The organism is Clostridium sp. UBA3061 (genome assembly GCF_002367465.1).
Classification (GTDB): domain Bacteria; phylum Bacillota; class Clostridia; order Clostridiales; family Clostridiaceae; genus Clostridium_J; species Clostridium_J sulfidigenes.
On sequence record NZ_DFCF01000010.1, the window covers coordinates 524,203 to 538,274 of the forward strand.

Annotated in this window: 14 protein-coding genes; 10 read left to right on the forward strand and 4 right to left on the reverse strand. The window is 28.7% G+C overall.

All coding sequences use genetic code 11. The annotated features are described in order from the left end of the window. Positions 1-73: 73 nt before the first annotated feature. The 8 genes from B2P65_RS10005 to B2P65_RS10040 all read left to right on the forward strand — a co-directional run bounded on the left by B2P65_RS10005 (position 74) and on the right by B2P65_RS10040 (position 7,004). The gene (locus B2P65_RS10005) at positions 74-442 is read left to right on the forward strand and encodes a hypothetical protein (RefSeq protein WP_346846330.1); all 369 of its coding nucleotides are present in this window, start codon (positions 74-76) and stop codon (positions 440-442) included. Positions 443-596: 154 nt separating this feature from the next. Further along, complete coding sequence (locus B2P65_RS10010) at positions 597-1,136, forward strand: rubrerythrin family protein (protein ID WP_346846329.1); 540 nt, start codon at positions 597-599, stop codon at positions 1,134-1,136. Between the two features lie 323 nt (positions 1,137-1,459). Beyond that, on the forward strand, positions 1,460-2,086 hold the full coding sequence (locus tag B2P65_RS10015) for a response regulator transcription factor (protein ID WP_346877162.1): 627 nt from the start codon (positions 1,460-1,462) through the stop codon (positions 2,084-2,086). 173 nt (positions 2,087-2,259) lie between these two features. After that, positions 2,260-3,192: an ABC transporter ATP-binding protein gene (locus B2P65_RS10020; RefSeq protein WP_346877163.1), complete on the forward strand. Its 933-nt coding sequence runs from the start codon at positions 2,260-2,262 to the stop codon at positions 3,190-3,192. Between the two features lie 9 nt (positions 3,193-3,201). Then, complete coding sequence (locus B2P65_RS10025) at positions 3,202-4,311, forward strand: ABC transporter permease (protein ID WP_346879345.1); 1,110 nt, start codon at positions 3,202-3,204, stop codon at positions 4,309-4,311. Beyond that, on the forward strand, positions 4,311-5,435 hold the full coding sequence (locus tag B2P65_RS10030; RefSeq protein WP_346877165.1) for an ABC transporter permease: 1,125 nt from the start codon (positions 4,311-4,313) through the stop codon (positions 5,433-5,435). Before B2P65_RS10025 ends, B2P65_RS10030 begins: the two co-directional genes overlap by 1 nt. A 169-nt stretch (positions 5,436-5,604) precedes the next feature. Next, entirely contained in the window at positions 5,605-6,258 is a 654-nt protein-coding gene (locus B2P65_RS10035) for an ABC transporter ATP-binding protein (protein WP_346846324.1), read from the forward strand. Next, positions 6,258-7,004 (forward strand): ABC transporter permease, encoded by a 747-nt coding sequence (locus tag B2P65_RS10040; RefSeq protein WP_346877166.1) that lies wholly within the window; start codon positions 6,258-6,260, stop codon positions 7,002-7,004. The genes B2P65_RS10035 and B2P65_RS10040 overlap by 1 nt, the downstream gene beginning before the upstream one ends. Positions 7,005-7,070: 66 nt before the next feature. Here the strand turns inward: B2P65_RS10040 and B2P65_RS10045 are convergent, their stop codons facing one another. The 4 genes from B2P65_RS10045 to B2P65_RS10060 all read right to left on the reverse strand — a co-directional run bounded on the left by B2P65_RS10045 (position 7,071) and on the right by B2P65_RS10060 (position 11,900). Next, entirely contained in the window at positions 7,071-8,183 is a 1,113-nt protein-coding gene (locus B2P65_RS10045) for a sensor histidine kinase (protein WP_346879346.1), read from the reverse strand. Between the two features lie 167 nt (positions 8,184-8,350). Then, the gene (locus B2P65_RS10050) at positions 8,351-8,794 is read right to left on the reverse strand and encodes a DUF805 domain-containing protein (protein WP_346877167.1); all 444 of its coding nucleotides are present in this window, start codon (positions 8,792-8,794) and stop codon (positions 8,351-8,353) included. Positions 8,795-8,945: 151 nt separating this feature from the next. Continuing rightward, on the reverse strand, positions 8,946-9,575 hold the full coding sequence (locus B2P65_RS10055; protein ID WP_346846320.1) for a lytic transglycosylase domain-containing protein: 630 nt from the start codon (positions 9,573-9,575) through the stop codon (positions 8,946-8,948). Positions 9,576-9,839: 264 nt separating this feature from the next. After that, entirely contained in the window at positions 9,840-11,900 is a 2,061-nt protein-coding gene (locus B2P65_RS10060; protein WP_346879349.1) for a methyl-accepting chemotaxis protein, read from the reverse strand. Between the two features lie 225 nt (positions 11,901-12,125). Here B2P65_RS10060 and B2P65_RS10065 point away from each other — a divergent pair, with 225 nt between their 5' ends. Together B2P65_RS10065 and B2P65_RS10070 are read left to right on the forward strand one after the other, a co-directional pair. Beyond that, complete coding sequence (locus B2P65_RS10065) at positions 12,126-12,797, forward strand: response regulator transcription factor (RefSeq protein WP_346846318.1); 672 nt, start codon at positions 12,126-12,128, stop codon at positions 12,795-12,797. 1 nt (position 12,798) lies between these two features. Further along, complete coding sequence (locus B2P65_RS10070) at positions 12,799-14,007, forward strand: HAMP domain-containing sensor histidine kinase (RefSeq protein ID WP_346880095.1); 1,209 nt, start codon at positions 12,799-12,801, stop codon at positions 14,005-14,007. Positions 14,008-14,072: the final 65 nt, after the last annotated feature.

Below are 14,072 nucleotides of genomic sequence, written 5' to 3' on the forward strand. Positions count from 1 at the left end.
ATTATAGTATTATACTCATATATTAAGAGTAAACTTAATATAATAAAAATGGTTTAAAGGAGGTTATTACATTATGGAATACAATTTATCAACTTTAGAAGCTTTTCAAGTTTTAGATTCTCATCCTACTTACAGAGCTATTAATTCTGAAGGTCATACTTTAGAACTTAGAGGTCCAGAAAAATTTATCATTCACAGACGTGTAAAACTTGCAAAAGATAAGCATGTAAGTCTTAATGATACATGGAGAATAATTAAGCCTATTGATTATGAACTAGCTAATGAACTTTTCAAAAGACTTAGAACTATAGAAATTAGATTTGAAGATGGTACTAAGAAATTCTATTCAAAGATGCCTGACAATGGTCATGTTATCCTTGAAAGTGATCTACCACATTATAAAAATTGCTTATTTTATTGTTTTAGTTACTATGAAGAGTAAAATTTCTATGTAAGGATTTATTATGGATATTGATGAGTGCATAAATAAAAAATAGACTATGAAACTTAATTTCATGTTTCATAGTCTATTTTTTGTAACCTTTAAAGTACCTACTAATATATTATATATAGATAGTACTTTTTGGGAGATTTATATGGAATTTTACGGAAGTCAAACTGAAAAAAATCTGAAAAAGACTTTTACTGGTGAGAGTAAGGCTAACACTAAATATACATTATATGCAGAAAAAGCTAGAAGTGAAGGTCTTCACTATGTAGCCCAAGTTTTTGATGAAACTGCATTTAATGAACTTGCCCATGCTAGAAGGGTATTTGGAGAATTTTTAGGTGAAGTAAACTCTACAGAAGAAAACTTAATGAATGCCTTTATGGGCGAAACTGCTGAAGCAACTGCAATTTATAAAGAATATGAAGAAGTCGCAAGAAGGGAAGGGTTCGAAGAAATCGCAGACTTCTATAAAGAACTTGCAGAAGTGGAAGCTGAGCATGATTTAAGATTCCGTGCTCTTTACAACCGATTACTTAGCTGTACCTTGTATAAAGGAGATTCTGATTCTCTATGGCAATGTACTAACTGTGGATATATACATGAAGGTGACACTGCACCTAAAGTATGTCCTCTTTGTAAATTCCCTCAAGGATGGTTTGAGCCATATTGTAACCCTCTAGAATAAACAGAGTTCTTAGCTTCTTCGAAGATTAGAAATCGTTATCCAGGGACGTAACAGCTCTTTACTCCCTCTTTTAAGAAGACTGGAGTATTAGAGCTGGTAGTCATCGGATAAATGCCTTAAAATAGCGTAGATACCCACCCCCAGGGTAATCTCGCTATTTTATTTTTATAATATAAAGGTTTTTAATGATTTTTATAGAAATATTTAATTTATATACTATGGAGCTAAATTTATACATATTAATTTTGATCTTCTACTATACATTAATTGAAGATATCATGTTTTTTATTAAAAGTTTATATTTTTTTATTATAGGAGTTATTATGAGTATTAAAATTTTAATTTGTGATGATGATGCACTGATAAGAGAAAGTTTAAAGATTATATTATCCATGGATGAGGAGTTAAATGTTGTACATGTTTGTGAAAATGGTTTGGAAGCTGTTAAATATTGCTGTAATAACTCTGTGGACGTGGCACTTTTAGATGTTCGTATGCCTAAATTAAATGGTGTAGAGGCAACTAAGGAGATTTGTAAAGTCACATCAACTAAAGTCATTATATTAACCACCTTTGATGAGGATGAATATATTTCTTCTTCATTAAGGAATGGAGCAAAGGGTTATTTGTTAAAAAGCAATTCTCCTAATACTATTATTAACACCATAAAAGTAGTTCATAATGGAAGTGACGTAGTGGAAAATGGAATTATAGATAAGCTTCTTTCTAAAACTTCTCCAGTATGTCCTAACCCTAATATGAATAATTTTTCTAAAAGAGAAGTGGAAATTATAGAATCTATTGCTGAAGGTTTAAGTAATAAGGAAATTTCTGAAAAGCTATATATCTCTGAAGGTACTGTGAAAAATTATATTACAAACATATTAACTAAAACTAATTTAAAGCATAGAACCCAAATTGCAGTTTGTTATTTAAAAGGAAAAATTTAGGTATGACTAAAGTCATATAAAGTTATGACCTTTTCCACTTATTAGTGGGAAAGGTTTTTTATATAATTTAATTATAGGATATTCTAATTATATTTAAATTTCAGCTAAGAAATATCAATATGATTTTTAGAAAATACTTAATAATTTTTTAGCTTAAAAAAGGGGTTGTTATAATGTTAATAAATATGGAAAACCTGACTAAAAACTTTGGTGATAATATTGCTGTAGATAACTTAACTCTTTCCATTGAAAAAGGTGAAATTCTAGGTCTTTTAGGTCCTAACGGTGCAGGTAAAACTACTACTATAAATATAATCACCTCCATACTAAAGCCTACTAAAGGTAATGTAGAAATCTTTGGAAAGTCTCTTTATAAGTATGGATCAGAAATTAAGGCTCGTATGGGTATTGTACCTCAATACATATCTTTATACGAAAACCTTACAGTAGAAGAAAATATAAGTTTTTTTGCAAAACTTTATGGGTTAAGGGGAGCTTCTTTGAGAGAGGGTTTAAACTATGCTCTAGATTTTATCTCTTTACAGGATCATAAAAAAACTAAGTGTAAAAATCTATCTGGTGGAATGCAGCGTCGATTAAATATTGGTTGCGCCATAGCTCATAAGCCAGAAATTATAATTATGGACGAACCAACCGTGGGAATAGATCCTCAATCTAGAAATCATATATTAAATATGGCAAAAGAGCTTAATAAAGAAGGTTGCACTATTATTTATACTTCTCACTACATGGAAGAAGTTCAACAGCTGTGTAATAAAATTGTTATTATGGATAATGGAAAGCTAATAGCAAAGGGAACTAAGGATGATTTAATCTCTTTAATTTCTGATAACTCCACTTTAGAAATTGAAGGCTATGATATTAATGAATCTGTTTTAGAAAAGCTTTTGGAAATAAAGGGAGTAAAAAGTTATTCCTTAAATGAAAATAAAGTACTGATAACCTCCAGTAAAGATGTATCAAATTTAAGTTCCATTATTAACTTTTTTACTTCTAATAATATAGAAATTAGAAATATGGGTTATAAAACCTTAGATTTAGAAGATGTATTCTTAACTTTAACTGGCAAAAAGCTTAGGGATTAGGAGGAAATTATGAAATTTTTAAATGTTGTTTATTATGATATATTAGACCTAGTTAGGGATAAAACCTCCATGTTATCCATGATAATTTTCCCTATATTATTTATGACTACCCTTGGAATAACTTTAAGTGGAGCCTTTTCTTCAAGCTATGAATTTAAACCTAAAACAGTGATATATGTGAACAATCTTTCTACCACTTCTGATTATAGTGAAGAAAAACTTATATTAAACAATTTCTTAGAACTGGGGAAAAATAATAATATAACCTTTAAAGAAATTTCATCTGTAGAAGAAGGTCAAAAAGAAGTTCAAACCGCTAATTCTATATTCCTAGAACTTAAGGATAAAAATATTATAGTTTATAAAAATTCTAAGAATAAATATTCCACAAATATAGTTATAAGTATGCTAACTTCCATATCTAAAAAAGTCACTCTAAAAAGTATCACCAATGGTAATATTGAAACCTTAGAAGAAGGCTTTACTACTGCTACTGAATTTCAGCCTAAAAAAGGGTTTACCTCCTATGATTATTATGGCATCGTGGAAATAACTATGATGGTCCTTTATGGTTCGGGCTATGGGTTTTATACCATTTATAATAATAGAAGAAACAAAATAGAAGCTAGGTGCTTTCAAGGGAACCTTTCTAAAAATTCCTATATAATAACTAAAGTTACTTCAACTTTTATTGTAACAGCGATATCACTAATTCCTGCAATGCTTTACTCCATATTTGTTTTAAAAGCTTATTGGGGTGAGGATTACTTCTCTGTTATAGCACTCCTTTTATCTTTAAATTTCTTTGGCACTACCCTTGGGATTTTACTTGGATATATTTTTAAGGAAGAAAAACATGGTTCCTTCTTTCTTAATACCTTAATTATACCTGTTATGACATTTTTAGGTGGAGGATATATATATTTAGAAGATGGTAATAAGCTGCTTGATATAGTACGCTATATTTCACCTTTAACCTTAATAAATAAATCTATTCTTTCCATAGCTTTTTATGAGGACTATTCTAAGTTTTATATAAGTATTCTTTACTCTGTAGCACTGGGAATTTTATTTTTAGCTTTTACTTTCTCTATATCAAATAAACAGGAGGCTTATTAATGAAGATTTTATTAGTTATGGCGGAAAAAAATCTAAGGCTTATATTTAAAGATAAGCTTTCTATAATACAACTTTTTATTCCTATAATAATAATAATGATTAGTATAAAATTATTTAGTTTCAGCAATGGAACTGTAAAGATTGGGATTATAGATGAAGATTGCTCTGATTCATCAAAGCTTTTAATAAGTAGTTTAAGTAATAATTCTTCAATTAGTACAGTACCTCTTGAAAGTTCTACTGTTGAATCAACTATGATGGAGACATCTATTCCTGTCACCATTGAAATCCCTAAAGACTTTGAAGAAAGTATTATAAATGGAACTCCTAAAAAGATTAATGTACTTTCTGAAAAAGACAGTTCTATGGGTGATGCTATTACCTCCATAGTAAATCTTCAAGTAGAAGATTTATATAACTTGGGCATTAATTCTAATAAAAGCAATGATGAATATGAAAAACTTTTATTAAAATATAGTGATGATCCAGTTAAAATAACCTCTAAAACCTTATCAGATTTAGAGAATGATTTTGATTTAACTCAAACTGCAATTGCCTTTGTAATTTTCTTTCTCATGATGAGGGCATCTTCTATATCTTATATAGTATTATCAGAAAGATGGAATAAAACTTACTATAGAATATTTACTACGCCAGTTACCTCCTTTCAATATATTGGAGGAAATATCTTAGCAAACTTTTCACTTTTAGCTTTTCAACTTCTAATTACCCTTATAACTCTAAATTATTTTGTAGATATATATACCGGAGTGAGCTTTATTCCTCTGTTTCTTCTATTATTAGGAATAGCCCTAGTTACCGTGGCCTTTGGTACTTTTTCCATAGCTTTATTTTTTAATTCTAAGGGATACGGTATGTTTTCTAACATTGTAATTACTATCACTACCATGGTATCAGGTGCTTTTACTTCCATTAATTTTTTACCTGAAAGTGTTAGATTTATAGCTCCCTTCACTCCTCAGTACTGGGTAATGAATGGGATAACTAAACTTCAGATGGGTATGGGAACAGATTCTATTATTATTAATTTGGGAATATTATTACTCTTCTCCATTGCGCTATTTTTAGCTTCAGCCTATAAGCTTAAGTTCAAACTTCAATAAAAGTTTTATATTTAATGTAAGTATTATAAATACTGTATTAAAGACCATTATAATAAACCCTCACTAAGAAATTTAATTTATTAGTGAGGGTTTATATATGTATTCTTATCTTTAAATGATATAATTAAGCAATAATATTTTTTAATTTTACTTTGAAAGAAGGGATATAATGAGTATATTATCTTTAAAAAATGTTTCTTTTCAAGATGCTAATACAAAAGTTCTAAAGGACATTAATTTAGAAATCAATGAAGGGGATTTTATAACTATCACAGGTCCTTCTGGTGGTGGCAAATCAACCTTACTGAGAATTTTAGGGGACTTAATTTCTCCAACTTCTGGTCATGTATACCTGAGAGATAAGGATTATTCTGAAATCCCCCCTCTTAAACTGCGCAGTGAAATAAATTATTTTTTCCAACAACCTTATTTGTTTGGTAATACTGTCTATGATAATCTTTCTTTTCCCTATGAAATTAGAAAGAAAAATATAGATGATAGGAAAATATATATGCTTTTAGAAAAGTTTAATATAGACAAGGAATACTTAATTAAAGATATAAACAAATTATCTGGTGGCGAGAAACAAAGAATTTCCCTTATTCGCTCTCTTCTCCATGCAGGTCCTGTTCTCCTACTAGATGAGATTACTTCAGCACTAGACAAAGAAAATAAACTTTTAGTTGAGCATATTATGAAGGATATGAATAATAAAGGTCATACAATCTTATGGATTACCCATGATTTATCTCAAATAAAGGACTTAAGCAATAAAAAGATTATTATAGAAGATGGAACAATAATTTCTAAGGAGGGATTTTAATGAGTACTCTATCACTTATAGTTTCTTCAGTATTAATTTGTATTCCTATTTTCATCTCCTATAAAGAAGATTTAGGACTAGGTAAAGATATACTTATTAGTATGGTTAGAGCCATAATACAATTAGTTATAGTAGGCTATATACTTCAATTTGTATTTAGCTTAGAAAATCCTATATTCACTATTTTATTAGTTACACTAATGATTATCAACGCAGCACTTAACACCAAAAAGCGTAGTGAGAACATAAAAAATCCTGTTAGAACATCCTTTATTGCTCTATTTTCAGGTGCTTTTATAACCCTTTCTATATTAGTACTTTCTGGTGCTATTAACTTTATTCCTAATGAAATAGTACCTGTAGCCGGTATGGTTGTGAGTAATTCTATGGTTGCTATAAATCTCAGTTACAAAAACCTTAATACTACCTTTAGTAGCAAGAGAAATGAAGTTGAAGTTAAACTTGCTCTTGGAGCCACATCTAAGGTTGCATCTAAAGAGATTCTTAAAGATAGTATAAAACTCTCAATAATGCCTTCCATTGACTCTGCTAAAACCCTTGGCATTGTATCTCTTCCTGGGATGATGACTGGATTGATTTTAGCTGGATCATCTCCACTTATGGCAATTAAATTTCAAATAATGGTTACCTTTATGATATTATCTTCAACCTCCATTGCTACTCTAATAGCAACCTATATCTCCTACAAAAGCTTCTTCAATGAAAGATCTCAATTAAAAATATAATATTAATATAAGGATTGTCCAAATAAATTAAATAGTTATTTAGGCAATCCCTTATTAATTGCTCTGTTATGATAAAGGAAGAATCATTATTATAGTAAATCCATCTTCTCCATTAAAACTAATATTTCCTCCAATGTCTATTACTCTCTCCTCCATTGCCTTAAGTCCAATGCTCTTTTTTATATTCACTGCTCCATCACCATTATCTTTTATAGATACTCTTACAATCTTATTTAGAACTTCAATATTAAAATAAACACTGTTACCCCTAGAGTGTTTCTTTATGTTTGTGATTCCCTCCATTAGGTTATTAATTATACACTTCCAATGACTATAGGTAAGCTTGTCTATGTTTCCAGAGTAATTAAAGGTATATCCATAACTATTATGACTAAAAGCATCATCCATTATAGATTTCACTCTATTTATACCTAATTGTTCCTCGGAAGGCTTAATTATTTTTAAAGTTTTTCTAATATCATCCATACCTTCCCTTAGAACTTGAATAGTTGTATTTATCATATTTTTAGCTTCATTTTTATCTTTATCTATTACTACCTTTGTGGCTTCTAGATGCATTAAACTAGAAGCTATAGTATGTCCAATTTTATCATGCATTTCCTTTGATAGCTTATTTCTTTCTTCCAACTTTGTGGTATATATTATCTGTTTTGAATAATTTTTTTCTTTTTCTACCTCTTTAGTATACTTGTCTATTTTTTCTCTTAACATTAAGTTTTCTTTCCATATTTTATCTATTTTACTTACTTTGTTAATTAATATCTTTGCTGCTATATAGTAAAATATTGCAAACAATAAATAATTCATAACTATGTCTTTTGGTATCATGGTTATAAATAAGATACTCCCTATAAAAGAATATATAAGCTTTATATTTATCAATATACCTATATCAAAAAAAGTAAATGGTATTAATACGAAAAATATACTGTTGTATTTTATGCCTAGTCCATAAGAAATACAGAAAGACATGGCTGATAAACATAGCTTTATCTTAATATTCTCTAAGTAATATAAAGCTATGTTTATTATTATAAAACACAGTAATCCTATAATTATAGAGCTTTGGAAGCCGCCACAATTTATATATACATAGATACTAAATATGAGCCCAAGTAATTTTATATTGAGAAAATAATCATCCCTGTTATTAAGCATGCAATTTCCACCTTTGCTAAATATTATATCTTTATATTATCACAATAATAAGATCTTTCACAAAATATATCACTAATCTGGAATAGAATATTGAGCATGTACTTATATAATTTAAATACATGCTCAACATTTATTTTTATTAATTTATTTTGTGAAAACCCTTTTTATTATTGACCTAAGTTAGATTCTCTGACTTCCATTTCTTCTCCCTCACATAGCGTTATTGTTGCATTTTCCTCAAGGGTATTTACCATACTTTCCTCCTTTTGTTTTCCACATTTTTCTTTTCCTCTAAAAAACATTAGAAATATTATCACTGGGATTTGAACAAATATAAGAGCTGCAAGTATTCCAAATACACCTGATAAATTTATATCCTTAAATCTTTTATAACTTAAAATGAATAACATTATATTTATAAAAACTATCAGGGTAATCTGAAAAGACATGGAAGCCGCTATTAGCAACCCATTATCAGTTTTTTCAAGTTTAAAAGTAATAAATATTCCAATAATCTCTAAAATTATAAATCCTATTAAGAAAGCTAGTACATAGATACTATATTTTTTTCTTCCTATTCCTTTGTTAAGTAAAAATAAGTCATCACTCATTTCATCACCTCATTAACAGTATTTTACATCAACCTACTATAATTCTATACACATTTTCAAATATTATAACTAAAATCAATAAACCTCTGGAAATTATTTTAATAATCTCCAGAGGTTTATTTTAATACTACAGCATAGTTCTTTATAAAAGTTACTTTTCACTTTTATACAAGTCTACATATTCTTTATAAACTACAGCTACTTTTTCTATATAGTTTACGGTTTCTTTAAATGGTATTGTATGAACTACTTCTCCATCCTTGGAATATCTAGGATCCTGAAGCCATTTACATACATTCCCTATGCCACCATTATAAGCTGCTAGCATTTCATTTGTATATTTAAGTTGATTTTTTAAGTAATTTAGATACCAACACCCCATTTCTATATTCACATCTTCATTCTTCAGCATTTCTATAGAGAAGTTTTCTATATTTAGTTGCCTGGCTATCCATTCTCCTGTACTTGGCATTATCTGCATTAATCCTACAGCTCCCATAGATGAAACAATATCCTTATCAAACCCGCTTTCTGTTTTGATTATAGCTGCAACTAAATAAGGATCTAGTCCATAGATTTCACTATATGCTTCAATCTCTTCACTATATGGTACTTGTATATGATTCTCTACTATATCTTTTTCATTACTATCTACTTCCTTAGTTTTTTCATTTTCATGCAAATTCATAAAATATAAATTAATACATATTCCTGCTATAAATAAAATAGCCGTTATACTAATAAACTTAAGATTTAACTGCTTTTCTTCTAATATTTCCATTATACCTCCACTAACAATGTATAACTTTATTATTTAAATCAGAATTCATGTATTAATTAGTATTTCACCTTTCCCATAAAATAAACAAAAAAGACCTTAAAATAAAAATTAATTTATTTTAAAGTCTTAATTTATCCGATGACTACCAGCTCTAATACTCCCATTTTCTTCAAAGTGGGAGTAAAGAGCTGCTACGTCCCTGGATAACGATTTCTAACCTTCAAAGAAGCTAAGAACTCTGTTTATCCGATGACTACCCTTATACTAGAGTTTAAATTGTTCCATAAACTCTTTCATATTTTCTGTAAGTCCAAGTAACTTTTCTGCTGCATTTGCAACTTCATCACTAGAAGCTGTAAGTTCTTCTGTAGATGCAGCTATTAGTTGTGTATTTCCTGAAACCTCAGAAGATATTTGCGTTGAATTTTCTATATTTTCAGTAATAGAATTTTTATCTTCTATAATTTCTTTAGAGCTAACTGCTACATGTTCTATTTTAGGTACCATATCTAAAACTAATGCTGCAATATTTTTAAATGAATCTATAGCATTATCTACGCTAATTAGTCCGTTATTTAATTCACCATTTATATTGTTGCTTTTAATTTCTATAGTTTCACTCTCTTTAATAGCATTATTTATTACATTATAAATATTTTGGGTAGATTCCTTGCTTTGCTCTGCTAACTTTCTAATTTCATCAGCTACTACTGAGAAACCTCTTCCAGCTTCTCCAGCTCTTGCAGCCTCTATAGCCGCATTTAGTGCTAGAAGATTTGTCTGTTCAGATATACTATTAATAATTTCTGTTATTTCTGTTACAGTTTCCATACTAGATTTCATACTATATATTGAACTATTAAACTCTTTAAAGGATTTACTTAACTCATTCATGGCCATGGCTAACTTTTCCATATCCTCATTACTCTTATCCGCTTTGCTATTAATATTTTCCGCCATATCACTAATATTATATATGTTACTAATATTAGTAGAAAGTTTATTATCGAATTCTTCTAGTTCTTTAGTTACATCTTCCAATTCTTCTGCCTGCCTTTGTGAGCTTGTAGCAGTTTCTTCTATACTTTCACTTATGCTTTGAGCTCCTGATACAAATTCTTCTGCCAAAGCAGCTAGAGATGAAGCCTCGCTTTCAATAACCATGGAACTATCTTTAACATTTAGAATCATTCCACCTATAATTTCCTTGCTTTTTTCTACAGCCGTATATATATCTTTAATTTCATCATTGTTCATTTTGCCTATATTGGATTTAGTGAAATTACCCTTTGCCATATCTTCTACAATAGTACCTATTCTGCCTAATCTTTTAGTCATAGATTTAGCTACTAGGTATCCAAATATTAGACCTAACACTATAAAAATAATACATACAATTACTACTTTTATTTGAAGTTCTGGTATTTCTGCTAATAGCTCACTTCCACTTACTTCTACACCTACAGACCACCCTGTTGATTCTATAAATGCGAATCCAATATATTTTTCATCTGCACCTTGTCTATACTCACTGGCTCCTCTTTCTCCCGATGTCATCTTTCCTATAATCTGTTTCATATTTTCAGAACCATTTTTATCTTTAACTGTATCTAATAGTTTAGTTCCTATAAGCAAGGAATCATTATCAGTTATTATATTTCCTTCCCTATTTATTAAATAAGCATTTCCACTTTTACCTATGGATACCTTTGATATTATTGATGATAATTTATTAGCATCTAGATAAGCTATTAAAACACCTTTTATATTCCCATTTTCTTTTATTGGGGTACTTATAGCTATTTCTAACATACTATCAGTTGTACCTAAGTATGGTTCACTAACAAATGTAAGCCCACTTAATCCATTTGAAAAATAGTCCTTATCACTAATATTAGTACTTTCTCCTGAAGTATCTACACAATTCCCTTCAGCATCTACTATAGCAATTTCTTTTAACTCTATTTTTTCAGCTATATTCTTTAATTTTGTTAACTTTTCTTTCATATCTACTGTATCATCTATTAAAAAATCATTTATTGCTATTTGATTTACTATAACTCCATAACTATCTGTCAATTGATTTATTTCTCCTGCCATAGATGTAGCTACATTTTCTAGGAGACTTTTAGATTTGTCAGTAATAATTTTTTTATTCATATAAAGAGAAAAAGCAGATAGAAATGCTGCAACTAATACTATGATTACTGTAAAACTTAACATAAGTTGCATTCCTATTCCTCTAATCCTTTTCTGTTTTCCTTTTTTAGTATTTTTAATTTTCTTACTTTTCAGTTCATTCTTTGCCCTTTTCCTGACCTTCATATCTTCCCCACCTTACTATATACAAAAAAAATTTACAGCTATATATACACTCTGTACATAGATATAATCGAAACAAAAAATAATATCCTTTACTACACGATATGGTACTTTTACTATTTTCTAAAAATAAATAATAATTTTAATATGAATTTAAGATTTGTATGATAAAATTAAATAAAAAAACGTAATATTATCTAAAAATTTGTAATTAAAGGGTGATGAATTATGAAATTATTATTAGTTGAAGATGAAATACACCTTGCTGAAGCTCTAAAAGAAATTCTCAGTAAAAATAAATATATAGTAGATAGCATTTATAATGGTGAAGCAGGTCTTGATTATGGTCTTACAGGAATATATGATTTGATTATATTAGACATAATGCTCCCCAAAGTTAATGGATTAGAGATTCTAAAGGAGCTAAGAGCTAATAATGTATCTACTCCTATTCTTCTTCTCACTGCTAAAGGTGAAATTCAAGATAAAGTTAAGGGATTAGACTATGGAGCAGATGATTACTTAGTAAAACCTTTCTCTCATGAAGAACTTCTTGCTAGATTAAGAGCTCTTAGTAGAAGAAAAGCTGAAGTTATAAATGATAATGCTCTTCATTTTAGTGACTTTTCCTTAAATCTATCTACTTATGAACTTGAAGGAAATAGTAACTCTGTCCGACTTACCTCAAAGGAATTCGAAATTCTAAAATACTTTATGGAAAGACCTATTTTAATAGTTACTAAAGATGATTTAATTACAAAGGTTTGGGGCTATGACTCAGATGCTGAATATAATAATATCGAGGTCTATATATCTTTTTTAAGAAAAAAATTATCCTATGTGGGCTCTAAATCCAAAATATCTACCCTTCGTTGTATTGGTTATAAATTGGAGGAGTAGTATGTTTAAAAAATTAAAATATAAATTTATTATTATAAATATGTCTCTTTTAACCTTTGTATTTTTTTGTATATTTGGAGTCATATACTTTATAACTTGGAATAGTGGAGAAAGACAGATTAACTTTTCTCTTAATGCACTAATCCATGAACCTAACAATGGTGGACCCAGTAAAGGTGGTCCTCTTAACAATGGTATACTAATAAATCTTGACCATAATTTAAACGTGATAAATATTATTACTCCATATAATGTTGATAAAGATATTCTTGTTGAATTAGCAGTTAATATTCTATCCAAAGAATCTTCATCAGGAGTTATAAAAATTGAAAATACTGATTTTGCATACTTTAAAAGCTTAGATGGTAAGATTAATAGAATTGCTTTAATAAATAAGTCACCTCAGCAAAATCTATTAAAAAACCTTTTAAAGACTTTTTTCATAACTGGCTTTATCAGTTTGATTATATTGTTTACTATAAGCTATTATCTAGCTTATAAAACCATAGCGCCAATTAAAGAGGTATTCGAAAAACAAAAACAATTTATTGCAGATGCCTCCCATGAGCTTAGAACACCTATTGCTATTATTAAAACTAATTTAGCTTTAGTTTCATCTAATAAAGATAAAACTATTGAAAGTCAAGGCAAATGGATGAATTATATAGATCTACAAACTGATAGAATGTCTCATCTTATAGATGATATGCTTTCCTTAGCAAAGCTTGATGAAGATAAAAAAGTACTTAACCTACAACCTATAAATATAAATAAAATACTAGAAAATTTACTTATGTCCTTTGAAGCAGTTTTCTTTGAAAATAAAATAGAATTACAAAACAATTTAAAGGATAATTTTTTTATAAATGGTGACTTAGAAGAAATTAAAAAGCTTTTTAATATTCTAATGGATAATGCTATTAAACACACTTTTCCAAATGGAACTATTACCATCGCTTCAAGTAAATTAAAATCTAAGATGGAAATCATTATTACTAATACTGGAGAAGGAATTCCTGATAAAGACCTAGAAAAAATTTTCGAAAGGTTTTATCGTTCTGATGAGTCTAGACAACGGAAAACTGGTGGTTATGGTTTAGGCTTAGCTATTGCAAATTCTATAGTAATAAGCCATAAAGGAAAGATTTATGCCAGAAGTAATGCAGGAAAAGATACTTCCTTTATTGTTGAACTTCCTATTTTAGAATAAGAGAATTTATAATTAAACACAGAAAAGTACTATAATCTAAATTATATAAGTTTAAAAGCTATCTT